The sequence below is a fragment of the Buttiauxella sp. JUb87 genome, from assembly GCF_004361975.1.
GTDB lineage: Bacteria > Pseudomonadota > Gammaproteobacteria > Enterobacterales > Enterobacteriaceae > Buttiauxella > Buttiauxella ferragutiae.
This window is the reverse complement of record NZ_SNVY01000001.1, coordinates 847,588-870,315: the sequence shown is the minus strand read 5'-3', so window position 1 is coordinate 870,315 and position 22,728 is coordinate 847,588. Positions and strand designations below refer to the sequence as shown.

Below are 22,728 nucleotides of genomic sequence, written 5' to 3'. Positions count from 1 at the left end.
CTGAGTACTGGAATAGGCTAGTGCTTGTTTATTGTGTTAGATCATATTTTCTGCCCATCGGATAATTGCGCTCGTGACTGTTTCCGGTACTGCAACGGAGTTTGATTCATCATCTTCTTAAAACAAGTAATGAAATAAGTGTCCTCGATAAACCCCACTTCCTGAGCGATGGCGTCAATGCTTAACGGCGAAGTGCGCAACAGGTCGCAGCTTTTCTTGATGCGCCGCGTCAGTAAGTACTCATGAATACTGCCGCCGGTCTGCTGGCGAAAAATACGTGAAGTGTAGCTGCGCGATAATCCAATAGATTGTGCAAGTTCATCCAGTGAAAACTTGGTGCTGTAATTATTCTCGACCCACTGCATGATGCGCGAGGCAACCGTAGGCTGTTGCGGGATAAATGCCTGCGGCTGCGCGGGGAGAAACGCCATAATCTGCATCACCATAAACGCAACATCACTGGCCGTTGAGTGCGCTGTCGGATCCAGCTTATCGAACCCGCCAAGAATCACTTCCATAAATTCTGCCTGTTCACTCAAATCGTACACCTGCGCGGGCACGTTGCTGGCGGCCAGGGCTGAAAATTGAGCCTGTTGGCGCGCAAATGCCTGCAAAGAGCCGATCACTGAAGAGTGCTCAATGTGCATAGTGGTGCGGTGATACTGGTTTTTGTCACTGGCTTCGACATGCACTTTGTGCAAACGGAACGGTGGGAAAATAAATAACCGGCCAGGCCGCGCGGTGTAATGTTGATTATCCACGACAACAATGCCATAGCCTTTTGAAATATAGAGAAATTCAACACATTGATGCCAGTGATAGTACTGAGCACTTGAGGCGCGTAAACGGTGGAATGAGATAACCTGGCTATCAAGTGTGATGCGCTCCATCAATTGTGCTTCGCTCATTTCCCCTCCAGGACAACAAATTTAAGTTTTTACGCCATCATTTGTAATTTATTCACCTTGCGAATACAAAAATCCAGCGAAATTGAAATGGCGGTTTATTTTTGTGATGCGGCTCACTCTGAGCCTTGAATAAAAGCGACTAATCTGTTCATCAACGCGAAGTATTAGCGCACTGAAAAATAGCTATAACAATAACTTACTCTATTCTCGTGTTTAACGGGAGGACATCTTGCAACCTAAAAACATTACAATAAACAACCGCCTTGAAAGCAGGGACGATCTACAAAAACTGGTTAACGAATTATTGAATGCCGTTTCGCCATTCTTTAAAAAAAATGCCAGTCGGGTCGACCTTGCTAATTTCACTGCACATTACGGCCAGCAGATTGCCAATATGGAAACTTTCTCGCGTTTGCTGTGGGGTGTGACTCCATTGCTGGCGGGCGGAAGTGAACCAGAGCAATTCTCTTTTTATATCCAGGCGATAAAAAACGGTACTAACCCGGAGCACGCAGATTATTGGGGGGAGGTTGCACCTTTCGATCAGCGCATTGTGGAAATGGCAGCCTACGGATTAATGCTGGCGATAGCGCATAAGCCGCTGCTGGCGCATTTCAATGAACAAGAAAAACAGCATCTTTGGCAGTGGCTCAGGCAAAGTGAAAACCAGGATATTCCAGATAACAACTGGCATTTCTTCCCAATTCTGGTGCAGGTAGGTTTCCATCGTTGTGGAATGCCGAACAATACTGATGCGCTGGAAACGCATTTTGCTGCCATGGAACAATATTATCTCGGCGATGGCTGGTATTCAGACGGCCCAGGACGCCCGCGTGATTACTATATTTCGATGGGCTTCCATTTCTACGGGCTGATTTACGCCAAATTAATGGCGGATGTTGATCCTGAACGTTGCAATAAACTGCGCGAGCGGGCGGCCCTGTTCGCTGCCGACTTTATCCATTTCTTTGCGGACGACGGCGCTGCTATTCCCTTTGGCCGCAGCCTGACTTATCGCTTCGCACAGGGCGCGTTCTGGAGTGCTGCGGCGTTTGCCGGGCTGGAAGTCTTTGAACCAGGCGTGGTAAAGGGCATTGTTCTGCGCCATTTACGCTGGTGGCTGCAACAACCGCTGTTCGACCGCGATGGTGTGCTGAGCGTCGGTTACAGCTACCCAAATCTTGTCATGGCGGAAGATTACAACGCACCGGGCTCTCCGTACTGGGGACTAAAAACCGTATTGGTGCTGGCGTTAGGCCAGGACGATGCCTTCTGGCAGGCGCAAGAGTTGCCGCTGCCACCTGGTGACGCACACCATAGCATTCCTCATGCTGCGCAAATTCTGGTTCATCAGCCTAATCATTTATGGATGCTAACTTCCGGCCAGCTTGAGCTGAATAACTTCGTTAATACCGAAGCTAAATACTGCAAATTTGCTTATTCCACACGCTACGGTTTCACCATTGAACGTGGGCGTTATGGCTTAAATCACGCGGCTCCAGATTCGATGTTGCTGTTATCTGAAAAAGACGATTACTGGCGTGGGCGTCGCGATTGCCAGAACGTCACAACCGCGGATGGCATGATTTACAGCCGTTGGCTGCCATGGAATGACGTGACTATCGACACCTGGTTACTGCCGCTGGGCGACTGGCAGGTGCGTGTGCATTCCCTCAAAACCGAACGTGAACTGGATTGTGCTGAAGGCGGTTTCAGCCTGCCAAACCGTCCGCTTCCCGAAGCGCAAATGGCGAAAGCTTGCTGCCAACTGACCTCCGTCACGGATACCAGTGCCATTTACTGTTTGAGCCAGCAACCGCGCAATGGCGACCAGGTGTTAACGCCGCCAAACAGTAACCTGCTCTTTGCTGAACGGGCTGCGGTTCCGCTGTTGAAAGGGGAGTTGAGTAAAGGCACGCATCTGTTAATCAGTGCTGTTTGGGCAGGGGATTCAGCGGTATTCGATGCGAACACTCGCCCGCAAGCCATGGTCAGCGAGGGTGTTGTGCGCCTGGTAATGGGTAAGCTCGAAACACAAATCATGTTGAATAAACTGCCGTGATGATTCTGGAGAAACACCAATGAACATGTCGACAATAACGCGTACCGCGCAAATAAAAATGAGCAGTTTCATTTTTCTCTACTTTTTCACCTGGTCCTCAAGCTTCGGGCTATATGCCTTGTGGCTGAGTCAAAAAGTCGGTTTAGACAGCATCACGATCGGTAGTGTTTTTGCTATCAACGGAGTCTTTGCCGTAGTGATGAAACCGGTCTATGGCTACATCATGGATAAGATCGGCATGAGTAAATGGCTGCTCTATTTTGTCTGCGCCGTTTCCGCACTGATGGCCCCGTTCTTTGTTTTCATCTACCAACCTTTACTACTGACGCACACCATGGTGGGGATTGTGATTGGTGCGCTGTACCTGAGCCTGGGCTGGTATGCCGGTGTGGCCGCTTCCGAATCCTATGCTGACCGCTTTAGCCGCATGTATGGTCTGGAGTTTGGGCGCATTCGTATGTGGGGTTCACTGGGCTGGGCAATGGCCGCTTCGGTTTCCGGTTTGCTGTTCAACTACACGCCGCTGGCCAACTTCCTTGTCAGCAGCGCCACGTCAGTGCTGATGCTCCTGATGTTGGTCAGCCTGAAAATTGGCGACGAGCAACTGCGGAGTAACAACGTGATTTCCGCAAACAAAATCGTCTTTGCCGATGTGCTGATGTTACTGAAAAACCGCAAATTCTGGATGTTTAGCCTCTATGTCGCCGGTGTGGCATGGATGATGTTTGTTGCTGAACAGCAGTTCCCGCGCTACTTCGTTTCGTTCTTCGACACCAAAGAGCAGGGCAATGCGTGGTACGGCTACCTGAGCACCGTCCAGTCCGGCATGGAATTCGTGATGATGATGTTCATCCCGTTGCTGGTAAATCACTACGGTGCCAAAAAAGGGTTGCTGTTCTGTGGCTGCGTAGTCGGAGCCCGTCTGATTGCATCCGGCCTGACCAGCGACCCGCTGATCATCTCGATCATCAAACCGTTCTACGGTGTTGAGATCTCGCTACTGCTGATTTCGGTATTCAAATACATCGCGGAGCACTTCGACAAAAAAATTAACGCCACCATGTATCTACTGGGTTATCAGGCCATGATCTACGTCGGTTCCGTGGTTGTGGCACCGCCAGCCGGATATCTGTACGACAAAATTGGCTTCGGGCAGACCTACTTAATCATGGGAAGTTGTGCGCTGCTGTTCACCCTGGTTTCTGCTTTCACACTCTCGCGCTGCCAGTCAAAGCGCGATGAGTCCCGCAATTTCGCACCCGCTTTAAATACCGCACCGGCCGAGCCGGTAAAACATTAATTTTAGGAGACGTTATGACCCGTACTGTTGCCACTGAAAAAGTCGTGACCGAGCCGCTGCGCCCGATTGAATTACATCAGGTTGACCGTCTGGCACTGAATCGCAAACTGGATGCCGCGTTAAAAAGCGTGACCAAAAAACTGGACAAAAACATCATTGCCCTGGGTGACAAGTTCCCAAATGAAGCCTGTGAAGGCGGAAAATGGGCACCAACAGGCAACGTCGAATGGACAACCAGTTTTTGGACTGGCCAGTTGTGGCTGATGTGGGAGTTGACCGGCGATGACAAATATCGTCAAGCCGCCGAGCGCTACTTGCCCTCTTTCGCGGAACGTTTAGACCAGCGTATTGAAACCGCCACTCATGACCTGGGCTTTCTTTATACCTTGTCATGCATCAATGCCTGGCGGTTAACGGGTAATGAAACGGCTCGTCAGACTGCGCTGCAAGCGGCTGACATTTTGATGGAACGTTACAACCCGGTCGCCAAAATCATCCAGGCGTGGGGCGATTTGAATGACCCGGAACAACAGGGGCGGATGATTATTGACTGCAATATGAACCTTCCGCTGCTTTATTGGGCAAGTGAACAAACGGGTGATGCGCGTTACGCGCAAGCGGCAACAGCACACGCACAGCAGGCGGCAAAATATATCGTGCGTCCGGATTCTTCCACTTTCCATACTTTCTATATGGATGTGGAAACGGGCGAGCCACGATTTGGTAATACGCATCAGGGCTTCAGTGACACTTCGTGTTGGTCGCGTGGGCAGGCTTGGGGCATCTATGGTTTCTTGCTCACTTACCTGTACACCGGTGACACCAGCATGGTGGATCTCACCCGCAGCCTGGCACATTACTTTATCAACCGCTTGCCGGAAGATGATGTCTGTCATTGGGATCTGGCATTGCTGGGAACCGATGCGGTGCGTGATAGCTCGGCGGCGGCGATTACCGCCTGTGGCTTGCTGGAACTGGTCAACACGCTGCCGGTGTTGGATGAACATCGTGCCCATTATGAAGAGATGGCGCTGCGGATTATCCAGTCACTGACGGATAACTATCTGGCACGCGACGATGAAGCGTGTGAAGGCTTGTTGAAACACTCGGTTTATCACATGGCAAGCGGCAAAGGTGTCGATGAATGCTGTAGTTGGGGTGACTATTTCTACCTGGAAGCACTGACCCGCGTGCGCAAGGTATGGAATCTCTACTGGTAAATATTTCGCCCCCGCAGGCCTGCGGGGGCAACATGGAGAGTTGGAATGAAAACTGTTGCTGTTCTGCTGGCTCCTGGTTTTGAAGAAGGTGAAGCTATTGTCATTATTGATATTTTGCGCCGCCTTCAAGTTAACGTTCGTACACTGTCTTGCGTAGATACGCGCGCCGTGGTGAGTTACCACGATATTCCGATGGTTGCCGATGCCACATTAAGCGAATGTTTTGATGAAACCTTTGATGCTGTGGTTTTACCCGGCGGCCCGGAAGGCAGCACCTTTTTGGCAGGTTGCGCCAGTGTGATTGCCTTCGTGCGCCGTCATGACGAACAGGGCAAATTTATCTGCCCGATTTGCTCCGCCGCGGCACGTGTATTGGGTGGAAATGGTTTATTGAAAGGTCGCCGTTACGTCTGCTCCGGTGATTTATGGCAGCAGGTGAAAGACGGTGAATATGTTGACGCTGATGTTGTGGAAGACGGTAATCTGATTAGCGGAAGGGGGCTGGGCAAAGTGTTTGATTTTGCATTGACCGTTGCAGCTCGTCTGGAAGGTGATGAAGCCCCAGCCCGCGACCAGGCGGATCATATTTATTATCCGTGGTAGTGGTGAATACTCAGGGAATATTTTATTCCCCTGAGTATTCGTATTAACAAAAAAATCGTATTACTCCCGCATTGTTTTTTATTAAAACATTTTATTTTCTGATCAATACATTTCCCGCCTGATAGTCAACAAAGCCGCAAGGATGTGCTGGCTGTACTTATGGATAATTCAGCTAATTACCTCTCAATTCATCATACATATCTGCTCATTCTTATGCCTTTAATGGCTGAATGTATGTACGCTTTTACTGTATTTCTGGCGTGTGATTGCGCTCTCCTATGGATGATTAATTTCCCGCTACAACTATCGTAAGCCCAATAGCTAAAAGTCGAAACGGCTAATGGCTTGTTTTAACTAAACCTTACCCTACATAAAATAAGATCGAGCGGGAGTTTACCATGCACAAATTTACTAAGGCGCTAGCGGCCATCGGCATTGCGGCGGTTATGTCACAATCCGCTATCGCTGAAACCATGAAGCTCGGTTTTCTGGTGAAACAACCAGAAGAACCCTGGTTCCAGACTGAATGGAAATTTGCCGATAAAGCCGGCAAAGATCTCGGTTTTGAAGTGATTAAAATCGCGGTTCCGGACGGCGAAAAAACCCTTAATGCTATCGACAGCCTGGCCGCCAGCGGCGCGAAAGGTTTTGTTATCTGTACGCCAGATCCAAAACTGGGTTCAGCAATTGTCGCAAAAGCGAAAAGCTACGACATGAAAGTCATTGCCGTGGATGACCAGTTTGTCACCGCCAAAGGCGCACCGATGGACACCGTGCCGTTAGTGATGATGGCAGCGACCAAAATCGGCGAGCGCCAGGGGCAAGAGCTGTACAAAGAGATGCAGAAACGTGGCTGGGATGTGAAAGAGTCGGCGGTGATGGCGATTACAGCAGATGAACTCGACACCGCTCGCCGTCGTACCTCTGGCTCGATGGACGCTCTGAAAGCCGCCGGTTTCCCGGAAAAACAAATCTACAAAGTCCCAACTAAATCTAACGACATCCCTGGGGCATTCGATGCCGCAAACTCCATGCTGGTTCAGCACCCTGAAGTGAAACACTGGCTGATTGTCGGCATGAACGACAACACCGTGCTGGGCGGCGTGCGCGCCACTGAAGGTCAGGGCTTTAAAGCGCCAGACGTGATTGGTGTAGGTATCAATGGGGTGGATGCGATAAGCGAGCTGTCGAAGGCGCAGGCTACCGGCTTCTATGGTTCACTGCTGCCAAGCCCGGACGTTCACGGTTATAAGAGCAGCGAAATGCTCTACAACTGGGTCACTAAAGGGGCTGAACCACCGAAGTTCACCGAAGTGACTGACGTGGTGCTGATCACGCGCGAAAACTTTAAAGAAGAGCTGGCGAAAAAAGGTCTCGGCGGTAAGTAACGTTTGTGGTGGATGGTGCTTGCGCTCATCCACCCTACCCAAATCTCACCAACGTCAACACCAACTGTAGGTCGGATAAGCACAAGCGTCATCCGACATTGGGGTATGTCATGCAACACCAGACACCGTATCTCTCTTTTCGTGGTATAGGCAAAACCTTCCCCGGCGTGAAAGCCTTACAGGACATCAGTTTCGACTGCTATGCCGGGCAAGTTCACTCTCTAATGGGGGAGAATGGCGCAGGAAAATCAACGCTGCTGAAAATCCTCAGCGGGAACTATGCGCCTACTGAAGGCAGCATTGTGCTGCGTGGGGAACCCGTTACCTTTGCTGATACCCCTGCGGCACTTAATGCCGGTGTCGCGATTATTTATCAGGAACTCCACCTGGTGCCGGAAATGTCGGTTGCCGAGAATATTTACCTTGGGCAACTGCCGCATAAAGCAGGGTTTGTGAACCGCTCGCTACTCAATTACGAAGCCAAAATACAGCTTGAGCATCTGGGGCTGGATATTGACCCGAGCACGCCGCTCAAATATTTGTCTATCGGCCAGTGGCAGATGGTGGAAATCGCCAAGGCGCTGGCACGTAACGCAAAAGTTATCGCTTTTGATGAACCCACCAGTTCGCTTTCACGTCGTGAAATCGACAATTTGTTCCGCGTGATTCGTGAATTACGCGCTGAAGGCCGCGTCATCCTTTACGTTTCGCATCGCATGGAAGAGATTTTCGCCCTCAGCGATGCGATTACCGTGTTCAAAGATGGTCGCTACGTGCGCACCTTCGATGACATGAAACAGGTCAACCATGATTCGCTGGTACAGGCGATGGTCGGGCGCGACCTCGGTGATATTTATGGCTGGCAAGCACGCGACCATGGGGCTGAGCGTTTGCGGCTTGAGGGCGTAAAAGCTCCAGGTGTACGCACGCCGATTTCACTTTCAGTACGCAGCGGCGAAATCGTTGGGCTATTTGGCCTGGTCGGTGCCGGGCGTAGCGAATTAATGAAAGGGATGTTTGGCGGCACGCGCATCACGGAAGGCAAAGTGCAGATTGATGGCGAAGTTATCAACATCAATAAACCGGCGGATGCGATTCGTGCCGGCATGATGCTCTGCCCGGAAGACCGTAAAGCGGACGGTATTATTCCGGTGCACTCGGTGCGCGACAACATCAATATCAGTGCGCGGCGCAAACATATTAGTGCAGGCTGCCTGATTAATAACCGTTGGGAAACCGACAACGCCGCCTCTCACATCCGTTCCCTGAATATCAAAACCCCATCGGCTGAACAGCTGATCATGAATCTCTCTGGTGGTAACCAACAAAAAGCGATTTTAGGGCGCTGGTTATCAGAAGAGATGAAAGTGATTCTGCTAGATGAGCCAACACGCGGTATCGACGTCGGCGCAAAACACGAAATCTACAACGTGATTTATGCGCTTGCGGCTCAAGGTGTGGCGGTGCTGTTTGCCTCCAGCGATTTGCCTGAAGTGTTAGGGCTTGCCGACCGCATCATTGTGATGCGCGAAGGGGAAATAGCCGGTGAACTGCTGCATGGCGAAGCCAATGAACAGCAAGCATTAAGCCTGGCGATGCCAAAAACCAGCGCGTCAGCCGCATGAGTAAGGAGAGAAAAATGTCTGCATTGACTCCATCATCAACGAAAGCATCATCAACCAATGCCTCGTCGGGCGATAGCAAGAAAAAGTCGTCTTTAAGTCTTGGGCGCATCTGGGACAACTACGGCATGCTGGTGGTGTTCGCGGTGCTGTTTATCGCCTGCGCCATCTTTGTGCCAAACTTCTCTTCTTTTGTGAACATGAAAGGGTTGGGATTAGCCATTTCGATGTCGGGAATGGTGGCGTGTGGCATGTTGTTCTGCCTGGCATCCGGTGATTTTGACTTGTCTGTTGCGTCAGTGATTGCCTGTGCGGGCGTCACCACGGCGGTGGTCATCAACCTGACTGAAAGCCTGTGGATTGGCGTGGCGGCTGGGTTGTTGCTGGGCGTATTAAGCGGCCTGGTTAATGGTTTTGTCATCGCCAGGCTGAAAATCAACGCCCTGATTACCACACTTGCCACCATGCAGATTGTGCGCGGACTTGCGTACATTATTTCTGATGGTAAAGCGGTCGGCATTGAAGATGAGCGCTTCTTTACGCTGGGTTATGCCAACTGGTTGGGGTTGCCTGCACCAATCTGGCTGACGGTCGGTTGCCTGATAATCTTCGGTTTCTTACTCAATAAAACCACGTTTGGCCGCAACACGCTGGCGATTGGCGGTAATGAAGAAGCGGCGCGTCTTGCAGGTGTTCCTGTGGTGCGCACCAAAATCATTATCTTCATTCTTTCTGGCTTAGTCTCGGCTGCTGCAGGGATAATACTGGCTTCGCGTATGACCAGCGGCCAGCCAATGACCTCTATTGGCTACGAACTGATTGTGATTTCTGCCTGCGTATTGGGTGGCGTATCGCTGAAAGGGGGGATTGGCAAAATTTCCTACGTGATTGCCGGTATCTTGATTCTCGGCACCGTAGAAAATGCCATGAACTTACTGAATATTTCACCATTCTCGCAGTATGTGGTGCGCGGTCTGATCCTGTTAGCAGCGGTTATCTTCGACCGTTACAAACAGAAAGCGAAACGCACGGTATAAATACCCGGCCTCGCAGAAAAGTCATCCGGTGGATTAGCGTAAGCGACATCCACCAGTTTTTTAATGTGACATCACTTCACTTATCAGTATTTCCGTCCAGAAACTAATGCAAACCAAGAGGTGAATCACTGAAATAGTCACGCTGCTAAAGTATAGTTGGCGGCGTTGAAATTCGGCCTCAAGGAGATGAGCCAATGAGCAGTGATGTAAACTACACCAGCAGTAAAGTACGTGTTCCTGAAAATCGTAAGTTTGATACCACTTGGGTATTAAGTCTGTTCGGAACCGCCGTCGGGGCAGGGGTGTTGTTCTTGCCAATCAACGCCGGAATGGGCGGATTTTGGCCTCTAGTCGCCCTCGCGGTGATTGTTGGGCCGATGACCTGGCTTGCACACCGTGGCCTTGCACGGTTTGTTTTATCCTCACGTAACCCTGGCAGCGACATCACCGAAGTGGTGGAAGAGCATTTCGGCGCTAAAGCGGGCATCTTAATTACACTGCTCTATTTCTTCGCCATCTACCCAATTCTGCTGATCTACGGCGTGGGCATCACCAATACCATTGATTCTCTGATGGTTAACCAATTGGGAATGGCGTCTCCACCGCGAGCTATTTTGTCGATTGTGCTGATTGTCGCGCTGATGGCGGTAATGTTGACCAGCGAACGTGTGATGCTGAAAATCACCGAACTGATGGTTTACCCGTTAGTGGGTATTTTACTGTTCCTCTCACTCTATTTGATTCCGCACTGGAATACTGCTGCGCTGTCGCAGATGCCAAGTGCTATCGATTTCACCAGCACCATGTGGCTGACCATTCCGGTGCTGGTATTTGCTTTCAACCACTCTCCGGCTATCTCCTCGTTTGCGCTGTCACAGCGCCGTGAATATGGCAATCACGCGGATGAAAAATCCAGCCAGACATTGCGTAAAACCTCGACGATCCTGCTGGCATTTGTCATGTTGTTCGTCTTTAGCTGTGTTCTGAGCGTGACGCCTGCGGATTTGCTGGCAGCAAAACAGCAAAATATTTCGATGCTGAGCTTCCTGGCGAACAAATTCGATAACCCGTTAATCTCCATCTTTGGCCCACTGGTGGCAATTCTGGCGATTTCCAGTTCCTTCTTCGGTCACTACCTGGGCGCGCGTGAAGGTCTGCATGGTCTGGTTAAGAAAATTGCTCGCCACAACGGCAAGCGTTTTGATGACCGCAAACTGAATAAAGCGATTGCGCTGTTCTTCCTGCTGAGCCTGTGGCTGGTGGCAACACTGAACCCAAGCATCCTTGGCATGATTGAATCGTTGGGCGGCCCAATCATCGCGATGATCCTGTTTATCATGCCGATGTACGCTATCCACAAAGTGCCGGCACTGGCGAAATTCCGTGGCAAAGCGAGCAATGTGTTCGTTACGGTCATGGGGCTGGTGGCTATTTCAGGCCTGATCGCCAGCTTCTTCTAATCTCTGCCATACCATGACACCAGGCTGCATGCAGCCTGGTGATTTATCCTGGAAAATTGCGACACCCGTCACCCTGTCTATACTTACATGGCTAATCATCATCTCTCGTTACCGTTACGGTGGCGAGATTAACCATGTAAGGAGGAGCCGCTGGTGGCTGAAGTCTCATCTGTACCGCCTCTACTTTCAGGAAACCTTGCCTTTTTCTTTGACCTCGATGGCACGCTAGCAGAAATCAAACCGCACCCGGATCAAGTCTACATTCCGGCCGCCGTGCGCACGTTACTGCAAAAAATGTCCGTGATGAGCAACGGGGCACTGGCATTGATTTCAGGGCGCTCAATGTCCGAGCTCGATAGGCTCGCGACACCCTTTCACTTCCCGCTTGCGGGCGTGCATGGGGCTGAACGCCGTGACATCAATGATAAAACCCACGTTGTGACCCTACCGGAGCCGGTCGTAAACGCGCTCCAGCAGCAATTAAGTGAAGCACTCCTGCCGTTTCCGGGCACAGAGATTGAAGCCAAAGGCATGGCCTTTGCGCTGCATTATCGCCACGCACCGGAGGCCGCCGATGCCATTTTAGAACTGGCGAAATCGATGACGTTACGCTATCCCGAACTGGCATTACAGCCAGGGAAATGTGTGGTGGAGTTAAAACCGCTGGGCATCGATAAAGGGGCCGCGATACGCGCATTTATGCAGGAAGCGCCTTTTGCCGGGCGCACCCCGATATTTATTGGTGACGACCTTACGGACGAGGCGGGATTTAAACAGGTCAATGCCCTTGGCGGGCTGACCATCAAAGTCGGTGCGGGCGTGACAAGTGCCCATTACCGACTGGCAAATGTGCGCATGGTTTATCACTGGCTTGGAAAATTAACGCATTACATAGAACAACAAAAGTCAGACATTTTACGGGGAGAAGATTATGAGCCGCTTAGTGGTAGTCTCTAATCGCATTGCGCCGCCGGACGATAAAAAAACCAGTGCCGGTGGCCTGGCGGTGGGAATTTTAGGCGCGTTAAAAACGGCGGGTGGATTATGGTTTGGCTGGAGCGGTGAAGTGGGAGACCCCGATGCTGCTTTAAAAAAGACCAAACGAGGTAACATTACCTGGGCGTCATTCAATCTGAGCCAACAAGATTACGAAAGCTATTATCTACAATTCTCGAATGCGGTACTTTGGCCAGCGTTTCATTATCGTTTGGATCTGGTCGATTTCCAGCGAGAAGCCTGGGAAGGGTATCAACGGGTCAATACTCTGTTGGCCAGCAAACTCAAGCCGCTGCTGGAGAATGACGACATTCTGTGGGTGCACGACTACCATTTGCTGCCTTTTGCCGCCGAATGCCGCAAACAGGGGCTCGATCATCGTATTGGTTTCTTCTTACACATTCCATTCCCAACCCCTGAAATATTCAACGCGCTGCCGCCGCATGGCGAGCTGATTGAGGCGTTGTGTGAATACGATTTGCTGGGCTTCCAGACTGAAAACGATCGTCAGGCTTTCCTCGATTGTGTTGCCACCCAGACGCGTCTGGAAAATAAAGGTAAGAACCAGCATCAAGCGTTTGGCAATAGCTTCCGCACCGAGGTTTACCCGATAGGCATTGAGCCGCAAGAGATCAAAAAGAGCGCCGAGGGGCCGCTGCCACCAAAACTCGCGCAGCTCAAAGCCGAACTGGGGAGCATCAAAAACATCTTCTCTGTAGAGCGACTGGACTACTCCAAAGGGCTGCCGGAACGCTTCCTCGCTTTTGAAGCTTTGCTGGAAAACTACCCGCAGCACCACGGCAAAATTCGTTATACGCAAATTGCGCCGACGTCGCGCGGCGATGTTCAGGCGTACCAGGACATTCGTCATCAACTGGAAACGGAAGCAGGACGCATTAATGGTAAATACGGGCAACTGGGCTGGACGCCGCTGTATTATCTGAACCAGCACTTTGACCGCAAACTGGTGATGAAAGTGTTCCGACATGCCGATGTCGGTTTAGTAACGCCGCTGCGTGACGGCATGAACCTGGTGGCAAAAGAGTACGTGGCGGCACAAGACCCGGCTAATCCAGGGGTATTGGTGCTGTCGAAATTTGCTGGCGCGGCGAATGAATTATCGTCCGCTCTCATTGTTAATCCATATGACCGCGATGATGTTGCCGCGGCACTGGATCGCGCATTAACCATGCCGCTTGCTGAGCGAATATCACGCCACAGTGAAATGATGGCGGTGATTGAAAAGAATGACATTCATCGCTGGCAACAGAGGTTTATTGACGACCTAAAGAAGGCCGTGCAGCGTTGCGATGAATCAAATTTGGATAAGAAGGTGGCGACGTTTCCGAAGCTGGCGTGATTTCCGCGCCAACTTGTTTTGTCGGATGACGCTCACGCTTATCCGACCTACGATTTCTGGGGCAATTTATACCGGGAACAAGGTCAAAACCGGTTCGGTGTGGTCTTTATCCTCTGATGTTGACCTTTGGTTCCGGCTTCAATCGCCTCCATTTTGGCTCCAGGTGGCAGGGTCCAGTCGTCGGGAACGACTGGAGGGCGCGATCGTCGGGAACGAATCGCAACCGACCCTGACACGGAGGCAAACTGGAGGTTTACCGCTTGCGGCGATTGATTTGCCGGACGCCGGGATTATCAAGGGGTTGGCGTTAACCCCTTGATACGTTCACCGTTCATTGAGCTATAAGAGAAAGAAGATTAACGGGTGAACGGAAAATCACGGACTGCCATAAACATTAGCCATAAACATTAGCCATAAACATTAAGTGCCCAATGGTACCAACAACACATCCACCTTGCTTGACTCGACTACCGCCTTCGCGGAGCAAATTATCTTGCTGAAAAAGGTTTGATTGTGGTTGCCGCAAATCACTAAATCTACCGATCCCTGATTGCAGATTGCCAGAATATGCTCACTTAATTCGCCCGTAGCAATAACAGTATTAGTAATGGGGTAATTAGCTTTTTCGAGCAGTTCATCAATAAAGATCTGCGTCTCTTCAAGCATTAATTCCCGTAAGTTTTCAAGCATAGGCGCGGCGAATTGATTATAGAGTTCGGGTTCCGAGGCGAGTGTAATTAAAGTGATTTTACCATTAACTGGCCGGGCAATAGAAACTGCCCGGGCGACCAGCAAATGGCTTTCAGGACTGACAGCGACAGCAACCAGTATATGTTTGTAACTCATTACAACCTCCTGTTGCCTGAGAACCAGACGGTTAACATCTTCCTATATCAATCTACGTTATTGCGCAAGTATAGTAACCACAGGAACTGTGAGCCTGCTCAAGAAAATTCATAAATAACGCTAATGTAAAATAGTTGTAATGAGAATGTGAAGTATAAATTGATCGTTTTACCATCAAACTTTTGTATTATTTTTTATGGTTACTATGCCGCTCCATTTCTATAGCGAATGACTTCTTTTTCTTAGGCAAAATAATGTCTTACAAGGTGTTACATGCTGAAAGTGGGATTTTTATTAGTGTATTCGTTGGTCTAATTGAAAATGCGAGATAAATCACACAGATAAGATAATTCCTGACCGTGTTATTGCTCGTAAGTCATAGGGTTGTTAGCGCGAAGATAAGGTTTTTCCAGATAAACGTAACGGATATACCGAGTTTGTTTATAAAACATTCAAATGGAAAGTCTCACTGATGTTTTAGTGGGATGCATACAGTAAATATATGTGATCTCCATCACATAAACTTGAAAATTTAACGACCCCCGCATTGTATGTCTAAAGGGCTACGAGTAGAGTTTGCGCGGAATTAGGAAAAATCTTAATTTCTTACAAATTTTTACGCTCGGATATGAACGCACCCACAAGGAAGTTTCACTGCATTTTTGGCGCGGTGGATTCAGTGCATCCTATCGGTTAATTAACGAGCTTTTTTTGGTTGTTTTAATTTTAACCGGGAATTCCCGGCGACTCACGGGGTGCGGCATCGCCGCATGTATAAAAGTTAGTTTTTCAGGATGAACAAAATGCATACATCCGAGTTGTTAAAACATATCTACGATATTAATTTGTCGTATTTACTTCTTGCGCAACGCCTTATTAATGGCGACAAACCTTCAGCAATGTTTCGTTTGGGCGTGAGCGAGGATATGGCCAATACCCTTAGCGAATTAACCTTGCCACAAATGGTAAAATTGGCGGAAACCAATCAACTGATTTGTCAGTTCCGTTTTAGTGATAACCAATCAATTACTCGTTTAACACAAGACTCACGTGTGGACGATTTACAGCAAATCCATACTGGCATTTTGTTATCCACCCGCTTATTAAAAGAGGTGTCGCCGATAGACGAGGCACCTCGCAAAAAAAGGGCGTAACAAAATGAGCGAGAAAAGTATTGTTCAGGAAGCCCGCGACATACAACTGGCGATGGAATTAATAACGCTGGGCGCTAGATTGCAGATGCTTGAAAGCGAAACACAATTAAGCCGTGGCAGACTAATCAAACTTTATAAAGAGCTCCGCGGGAGTCCTCCGCCGAAAGGAATGCTACCTTTTTCTACCGACTGGTTTATGACCTGGGAGCAAAATATCCATGCTTCCATGTTTTGCAACTCCTGGCAGTTTTTACTACGCACCGGATTATGTTCCGGTGTTGACGCGGTCATCAAAGCTTACCGCCTCTATCTTGAACAGTGTCCGGCACAAGAGGGTGGCCCGCTACTGGCGCTGACTCGCGCCTGGACCCTTGTCCGTTTTGTTGAAAGCAATATGCTTGAATTGAGTAGTTGTAATTGCTGCGGTGGTAACTTTATCACCCACGCACACCAGCCAGCAGGCAGCTTTGCTTGTAGTTTGTGCCAGCCTCCATCGAGAGCAGTAAAAAGACGTAAACTTTCTTCGAATACTGCCGATATTATTCCACAACTGCTGGATGAACAGGTCAAACAGGCCGTTTAACAGTTCGGTGTGGATAAACACTCCAGCAGCGATAAGCAATTATCGCTGCTTTTTTTTGCCCCGCGCCTGACTGTTTTCACCTCTGATTTGTGATTCCTCGTCACATTTAACAGCAGAAGGATGTACTCGTGCTGATTGTAATAGGTTATCTGGTCGTTATTGCGACAGTATTCGGCGGCTATATGATGACTGGCGGTCATCTTGGCGCACTCTATCAACCAGCTGAATTTATCATCATTGGTGGGGCGGGTATTGGGGCCTTTATCGTGGGTAATAACGGTAAAGCGATTAAAGCGACGATAAAAGCGTTGCCATTACTTTTTCGTCGCTCGAAATATACCAAAAGCATGTATATGGATCTCATGGCGTTGTTATATCGCTTGATGGCGAAGTCACGTCAACAAGGGATGTTTTCGCTGGAACGTGATATTGAAAATCCTAAAGAGAGCGAAATATTCGCCAGCTACCCGCGCATTTTAGCTGACACTTTGATGCTGGATTTCATTATTGATTATCTACGCCTGATCATCAGCGGGAATATGAACTCGTTTGAAATTGAAGCGTTGATGGATGAAGAAATTGAAACCCACGAAAGTGAAGCGGAAATACCGGCAAATAGCCTGGCAATAATGGGGGATTCCCTTCCGGCATTCGGTATTGTTGCGGCAGTGATGGGCGTGGTTCACGCACTGGCTTCCGCCGACAGACCGGCAGGTGAACTGGGGTCGCTGATTGCGCACGCCATGGTCGGAACCTTCCTTGGGATTTTGCTGGCTTACGGTTTTATCTCGCCTCTGGCGACCGTTCTGCGTCAAAAGAGTGCTGAAACCACAAAAATGATGCAGTGCGTGAAAGTCACATTGCTCTCAAGCCTTAACGGTTATGCGCCGCCAATCGCTGTCGAATTTGGCCGTAAAACTCTTTATTCCAGTGAACGTCCGTCGTTCATTGAACTTGAAGAACATGTGCGTGCTGTTCGTTCCCCGAACACGCAGCAGCGTGCCACGGAAGAAGAAGTATGAAACACAACGCGCGCCCGATTGTTGTCGTAAAACGACGCAAACACAAAGCCCACGGCGGCGGCGCGCACGGTTCATGGAAAATTGCCTACGCGGATTTTATGACCGCGATGATGGCCTTTTTTCTGGTGATGTGGCTGATTTCCATCTCCAGCCCTAAAGAACTGGCGCAAATTGCCGACTACTTCCGTACACCACTTTCTGCCGCTATTACCGGCGGGCAACGCATTGCCGATAGCCAAAGCCCGATTCCTGGCGGTGGCGATGATGTGACCCAACAACAGGGCGAAGTGAAAAGACAACCCAACATTGAAGATCTCAGGAAAAAAATGGAAACCAGTCGTCTCAAGCGATTGGCCGACAAACTGGATCAATTGATTGACGCCGATCCCAGGTTGCGAGCACTGCGTCCGCATCTGCAGATTGACCTGGTTCAAGAGGGGCTGCGGATACAAATCATCGACAGCCAGAACCGCCCAATGTTTAAAAACGGTAGCGCTGAAGTTGAGCCTTATATGCGCGATATTCTGCGCAGTATTGCGCCGTTACTTAATGATTTTCCTAATAAAATTAGCTTGTCTGGTCACACTGATGATTTGCCTTATGCCATGGGAGAGCGTGGTTATAGCAACTGGGAGTTATCTGCGGACCGGGCAAATGCTTCGCGTCGCGAACTGATGTCGGGTGGACTTATCGACGGCAAGGTCCTGCGTGTTGTGGGCATGGCATCCACCATGCGCCTGACAAACCGCGGACCTGGCGATGCGATCAACCGACGCATTAGTTTGCTGGTACTGAATAAACAAGCTGAAGAGGCCATCGTGCACGAAAACGCAGAAAGCGATAATCAGCCACTAAGCATTCTCCAACAACCTGTGGCCGTAGAACCGGCGCAGAACACATTACCGCCACAATCCGGTACGAGGTGATAGCGTGAGTATGGATATCAGCGATTTTTACCAAACATTTTTTGACGAGGCCGACGAGCTACTGGCTGATATGGAACAACATCTGCTGAACCTGGTGCCTGAAGCGCCGGATTCAGAACAGCTGAATGCCATATTTCGTGCTGCGCACTCGATCAAAGGGGGCGCGGGAACGTTCGGTTTCTCCATTTTGCAGGAAACCACGCACTTAATGGAAAACCTGCTGGACGAAGCGCGACGTGGTGAGATGCAACTCAACACCGATATCATCAACCTGTTTTTGGAAACCAAAGATATTATGCAGGAACAGTTGGACGCTTATAAAAACTCCCGGGAACCGGATGCTGAGAGTTTCGATTATATCTGCAAAGCGTTACGCCAACTGGCTCTGGAAGCCAAAGGTGAAGCCCCAACGCAGGCTACAAAATTAACGGTTGTTGAAAAAGAAACTGTTGAAACAGCGCCTGCCAGTGACGGCTATTTACGCATTGCCATTACCGGTTTGAAAGCCAGCGAGCGCAGTTTGTTGCTCGAGGAGCTATCTAACCTCGGCACGATAAGCGATGTCGAGCAGGGTGAAAGCTCAGTGACCGCGACGCTGGAAACCACCGTCTGTGCCGATGACATCAGCGCGGTGCTCTGTTTTGTTATCGAACCTGAACAGATCGAATTCCTGCCATTAGTGGCAAGCCGCACAGCAGAAGAAGTTGCGGAAGTTGTAGCAGCTGAAATGCCGGTTGCTGTTGCTGTGAATGCAGAGCAACCAGTGGCTGCGGTTGCGCCACCCGTTGCACCACGTAGCGAAAGAGAAAGCAAACCGCCGCGTGTCAGTGAGTCAAGCAGCATCCGTGTCGCCGTGGAAAAGGTCGATCAGCTGATTAACCTGGTAGGCGAACTGGTGATTACCCAGTCGATGTTAGCCCAACGTTCCAACGAACTTGACCCGGTTGAACACGGCGAATTGATTACCAGTATGGGTCAGTTACAACGTAACGCCCGTGACCTGCAAGAGTCAGTGATGTCTATCCGAATGATGCCAATGGAGTATGTCTTCAGTCGCTTCCCGCGTCTGGTACGTGATCTGGCGGGTAAATTGGGTAAACAAGTCGAACTGACTTTGCAGGGTAGCTCAACGGAGCTGGATAAAAGTTTAATCGAACGCATTATTGACCCATTAACTCACCTGGTGCGTAACAGTCTCGACCACGGTATCGAATCGCCGGAAAAACGCCACGCGGCGGGTAAATCGGCGGTAGGAAATTTGATTCTTTCGGCAGAACACCAGGGCGGGAATATCTGCATCGAAGTTTCTGATGATGGTGCTGGCCTGAACCGTGAGCGCATTCTTGCCAAAGCGCTGTCGCAAGGCATGGCGGTACACGAAAACATGTCTGACGATGAAGTGGGCATGCTGATTTTTGCCCCAGGGTTCTCCACCGCCGAGCAGGTCACTGATGTGTCCGGGCGCGGTGTCGGTATGGACGTGGTGAAACGTAACATCCAGGAAATGGGTGGCCATGTTGAAATCAAATCGCAGGCCAATGTCGGCACCACCATCCGCATTATGTTGCCGCTGACCCTCGCTATTCTTGATGGCATGTCGGTCAAAGTTTGTGACGAAGTCTTTATCTTGCCGCTCAACGCGGTGATGGAGTCGTTACAGCCGAAGGAAGATGATTTGCATCCGCTGGCGGGTGGCGAGCGCGTGCTTGAAGTGCGTGGCGAATACTTGCCGCTGGTTGAACTGTGGAAAGTGTTTGATGTGACTGGCGCTAAAACTGAAGCGACGCAGGGCATCGTGGTGATTTTGCAAAGTGCCGGACGGCGTTACGCACTATTGGTCGACCAGTTGATTGGTCAGCACCAGGTGGTGGTGAAAAACCTCGAAAGTAACTATCGCAAAGTGCCGGGTATTTCTGCTGCCACCATTCTTGGCGATGGCAGTGTGGCGCTGATTGTTGATGTTTCTGCGCTGCAAGGTTTGAACCGTGAACAACGTATGGCCGGCCACGCCGCCTGATCCTCCGGGTTTTAGAATAGGATAATTAAATGACTGGATTAACTAATGTGACAAAAATGACCGGGGAAACGGTAGGGCAAGAGTTCCTCGTTTTCACTCTCGGCGACGAAGAGTACGGCATCGACATTTTAAAAGTGCAGGAAATTCGCGGATACGATCAAGTGACGCGTATTGCCAACACGCCTGCGTTTATCAAAGGGGTCACCAACCTGCGCGGTGTGATTGTGCCTATCCTCGATCTGCGCATTAAGTTTGCGCAAGATGACGTGGAATATAACGATAACACGGTGGTTATCGTGCTGAACTTCGGCCAACGTGTGGTGGGGATTGTGGTGGATGGCGTGTCTGATGTGTTGTCGCTGACGGCTGAACAAATCCGCCCGGCACCTGAATTTGCCGTCACGCTGTCAACGGAATACCTGACTGGTCTCGGCGCACTGGGTGACCGTATGCTGATTCTGGTGAACATTGAGAAGTTGCTGAATAGTGAAGAGATGGCACTGATCGATGATGTTAGCCGCGTAGCCTGATTTGGCTTAGCGGGTTGTCGGGTGGCGCTTGCGCTTGCCCGACCTACGCGATGCGGTTTTTTTGTAGGGCGGATAAGCGCAAGCGCCATCCGCCACTATCATCAGCGTATTACGCTTCTACGCGTTCGCCAGCTTCGACTTCTTCTTCCATCTCGCCTTCGTTTTTCGACAACATCGCTGTTGCCACACCGTTACCCAGCACGTTAATCGCTGAACGGCCCATGTCGAGGAAGTGGTCGATACCCATCAGCAGCAAAATACCTGCCACCGGGATATTAAAGCTTGGAATGGTGGCAGCCAGCACCACCAGTGCAGAACGCGGCACCCCAGCGATACCTTTCGATGCTAGCATCAACGTCAGCATCAGTACCACAATCTCAGAGAAATTCAGGTGGATGTTATAGGCCTGGGCGATAAACATCGAAGCAAAAGAGCAGTACACCATCGAACCGACCAGGTTGAACGAATAACCAATCGGCAGAACAAAGGATGCAATGTTACGTGAGCAACCAAAGCGCGTGAGCTGATCCAATGTTTTAGGATAAGCCGCTTCTGAGCTGCTGGTAGTAAACGCAACCAGAACTGGGTCTTTGAGCATGGCAATCAGGCGGAACACATCACGCTTGAGCACCATGTAACCGACGCCAATCAGCACCATGCAGGTGAGGATGATCGCCAGATAGTAACCGCCGATAAACGAGGCGTAGTTGAGCAAAATACCCAAACCTTCGGTGGCCACCACAGAAGATATCGCGGCAAAAATTGCCAGCGGTGCCACGTACATTACATAACCCGTCACTTTCAGCATGATGTGGGAAACCACATCCAGCGCTGCCACTAATGGCGTGTTGAATTTCTCGCCAAGCGAAGCGCCCGCAATACCGAAGAATAAAGAGAACACCACTATTTGCAGGATTTCGTTATTCGACATCGCGCCCGCAATACTGGTTGGAATGGTATGCGAGATAAAGGCTTTCAGGTTCATGCCGCTAACCGCAAGGCCGGTTTGCACATCACCTGCCGGAACCTGGAGATTCATGCCCGCACCTGGCTGCTGAAGCGTGACGATGAACAAACCCACCAGAATGGAAAGGATGGAAGAGGAGACAAACCACACCATCGCTTTACCACCGACGCGGCCAATAGTTGACGTTTCGCCCATCTTCATGATGCCAACCGTTAAGGTGCTAAACACCAAAGGGGCAATCACCATTTTGATCAGTCGTAAAAAAATGTCGGTAAACAGCGTGATGTTTTCGGCATAACTTTTGATGTTGTCTGCGGCAGCGTATTCATGAATGGCGGCGCCCGAGAGAATACCGGCGAACATGAATAGCAAAATAAACAGCGTGAGTTTGTTTGAGTTTGACACTTACGTAGTAACCCCATCCGGTTTAGTAACAATAATTTAACCTATTGAACCATATATAATTATTATGTTTGCCCAATAAGTATTCGGCCCATAAATTGAAGCAAACAGCGTCCGGATTCAACTATTTTTTACTTTTTGTCGCATTTGTTAATACAGAATGCCTTATGCAACAACATGTCAGCAATCATGCAACTACCGCCATTGTCCGCTCGTCCGTAGGTTGGGCAAACGCAGTGCCCCGACGTCCTTATCCGACAAAAACATCCCAAAAGTTTCACGTAAAGTTTCGACACCGTATGCCGATAACACCGATAAGAAATCA

19 protein-coding genes are annotated in these 22,728 nt (G+C 49.9%); 16 read left to right on the top strand and 3 right to left on the bottom strand.

Features of this window, described 5'->3' with window-relative positions; translation table 11 throughout:
• Positions 1-41: 41 nt before the first annotated feature.
• On the bottom strand, positions 42-908 hold the full coding sequence (locus EC843_RS04010) for an AraC family transcriptional regulator (RefSeq protein WP_064545778.1): 867 nt from the start codon (positions 906-908) through the stop codon (positions 42-44).
• Positions 909-1,137: 229 nt separating this feature from the next.
• Here EC843_RS04010 and EC843_RS04005 point away from each other — a divergent pair, with 229 nt between their 5' ends.
• The 10 genes from EC843_RS04005 to otsA all read left to right on the top strand — a co-directional run bounded on the left by EC843_RS04005 (position 1,138) and on the right by otsA (position 13,956).
• Entirely contained in the window at positions 1,138-2,970 is a 1,833-nt protein-coding gene (locus tag EC843_RS04005; RefSeq protein ID WP_133521674.1) for a DUF2264 domain-containing protein, read from the top strand.
• A 19-nt stretch (positions 2,971-2,989) separates the two neighbouring features.
• On the top strand, positions 2,990-4,270 hold the full coding sequence (locus tag EC843_RS04000; RefSeq protein WP_064545783.1) for an oligosaccharide MFS transporter: 1,281 nt from the start codon (positions 2,990-2,992) through the stop codon (positions 4,268-4,270).
• A 14-nt stretch (positions 4,271-4,284) separates the two neighbouring features.
• Entirely contained in the window at positions 4,285-5,490 is a 1,206-nt protein-coding gene (locus EC843_RS03995; RefSeq protein ID WP_064545785.1) for a glycoside hydrolase family 88 protein, read from the top strand.
• Between the two features lie 45 nt (positions 5,491-5,535).
• A complete protein-coding gene (locus EC843_RS03990) occupies positions 5,536-6,093 on the top strand; it encodes a DJ-1 family glyoxalase III (RefSeq protein WP_133521673.1) in 558 nt (185 codons plus the stop codon).
• Between the two features lie 398 nt (positions 6,094-6,491).
• Positions 6,492-7,481, top strand: coding sequence for an arabinose ABC transporter substrate-binding protein (locus EC843_RS03985; protein WP_064545789.1), 990 nt, complete (start codon positions 6,492-6,494; stop codon positions 7,479-7,481).
• A 110-nt stretch (positions 7,482-7,591) separates the two neighbouring features.
• The gene (gene araG / locus EC843_RS03980; protein WP_133521672.1) at positions 7,592-9,106 is read left to right on the top strand and encodes an L-arabinose ABC transporter ATP-binding protein AraG; all 1,515 of its coding nucleotides are present in this window, start codon (positions 7,592-7,594) and stop codon (positions 9,104-9,106) included.
• Positions 9,107-9,120: 14 nt separating this feature from the next.
• Positions 9,121-10,140: an L-arabinose ABC transporter permease AraH gene (araH, locus tag EC843_RS03975; RefSeq protein ID WP_064545793.1), complete on the top strand. Its 1,020-nt coding sequence runs from the start codon at positions 9,121-9,123 to the stop codon at positions 10,138-10,140.
• A 194-nt stretch (positions 10,141-10,334) separates the two neighbouring features.
• On the top strand, positions 10,335-11,600 hold the full coding sequence (locus tag EC843_RS03970; RefSeq protein WP_064545794.1) for an HAAAP family serine/threonine permease: 1,266 nt from the start codon (positions 10,335-10,337) through the stop codon (positions 11,598-11,600).
• A 153-nt stretch (positions 11,601-11,753) separates the two neighbouring features.
• Positions 11,754-12,557, top strand: a complete 804-nt coding sequence (gene otsB, locus EC843_RS03965) for a trehalose-phosphatase (protein ID WP_064545796.1) — start codon at positions 11,754-11,756, stop codon at positions 12,555-12,557.
• Positions 12,532-13,956, top strand: a complete 1,425-nt coding sequence (gene otsA, locus EC843_RS03960) for an alpha,alpha-trehalose-phosphate synthase (RefSeq protein WP_064545798.1) — start codon at positions 12,532-12,534, stop codon at positions 13,954-13,956. Before otsB ends, otsA begins: the two co-directional genes overlap by 26 nt.
• 420 nt (positions 13,957-14,376) lie before the next feature.
• Here the strand turns inward: otsA and uspC are convergent, their stop codons facing one another.
• Entirely contained in the window at positions 14,377-14,802 is a 426-nt protein-coding gene (uspC, locus tag EC843_RS03955; protein WP_133521671.1) for a universal stress protein UspC, read from the bottom strand.
• 803 nt (positions 14,803-15,605) lie between these two features.
• Here uspC and flhD point away from each other — a divergent pair.
• From flhD to cheW, 6 genes are all read left to right on the top strand, one after another.
• On the top strand, positions 15,606-15,956 hold the full coding sequence (gene flhD / locus EC843_RS03950) for a flagellar transcriptional regulator FlhD (RefSeq protein WP_064545804.1): 351 nt from the start codon (positions 15,606-15,608) through the stop codon (positions 15,954-15,956).
• Between the two features lie 4 nt (positions 15,957-15,960).
• Entirely contained in the window at positions 15,961-16,539 is a 579-nt protein-coding gene (flhC, locus tag EC843_RS03945; protein WP_064545806.1) for a flagellar transcriptional regulator FlhC, read from the top strand.
• Between the two features lie 128 nt (positions 16,540-16,667).
• Positions 16,668-17,561, top strand: a complete 894-nt coding sequence (gene motA / locus EC843_RS03940; protein WP_064545808.1) for a flagellar motor stator protein MotA — start codon at positions 16,668-16,670, stop codon at positions 17,559-17,561.
• Positions 17,558-18,487, top strand: coding sequence for a flagellar motor protein MotB (gene motB, locus EC843_RS03935; protein WP_064545810.1), 930 nt, complete (start codon positions 17,558-17,560; stop codon positions 18,485-18,487). Before motA ends, motB begins: the two co-directional genes overlap by 4 nt.
• Before the next feature lie 10 nt (positions 18,488-18,497).
• Positions 18,498-20,504, top strand: coding sequence for a chemotaxis protein CheA (cheA, locus tag EC843_RS03930; RefSeq protein WP_133522054.1), 2,007 nt, complete (start codon positions 18,498-18,500; stop codon positions 20,502-20,504).
• 29 nt (positions 20,505-20,533) lie between these two features.
• Complete coding sequence (gene cheW / locus EC843_RS03925) at positions 20,534-21,034, top strand: chemotaxis protein CheW (RefSeq protein WP_064545814.1); 501 nt, start codon at positions 20,534-20,536, stop codon at positions 21,032-21,034.
• A 109-nt stretch (positions 21,035-21,143) separates the two neighbouring features.
• Here cheW and EC843_RS03920 read toward each other — a convergent pair whose 3' ends face one another.
• A complete protein-coding gene (locus EC843_RS03920) occupies positions 21,144-22,406 on the bottom strand; it encodes a dicarboxylate/amino acid:cation symporter (RefSeq protein WP_064545816.1) in 1,263 nt (420 codons plus the stop codon).
• Positions 22,407-22,728: the final 322 nt, after the last annotated feature.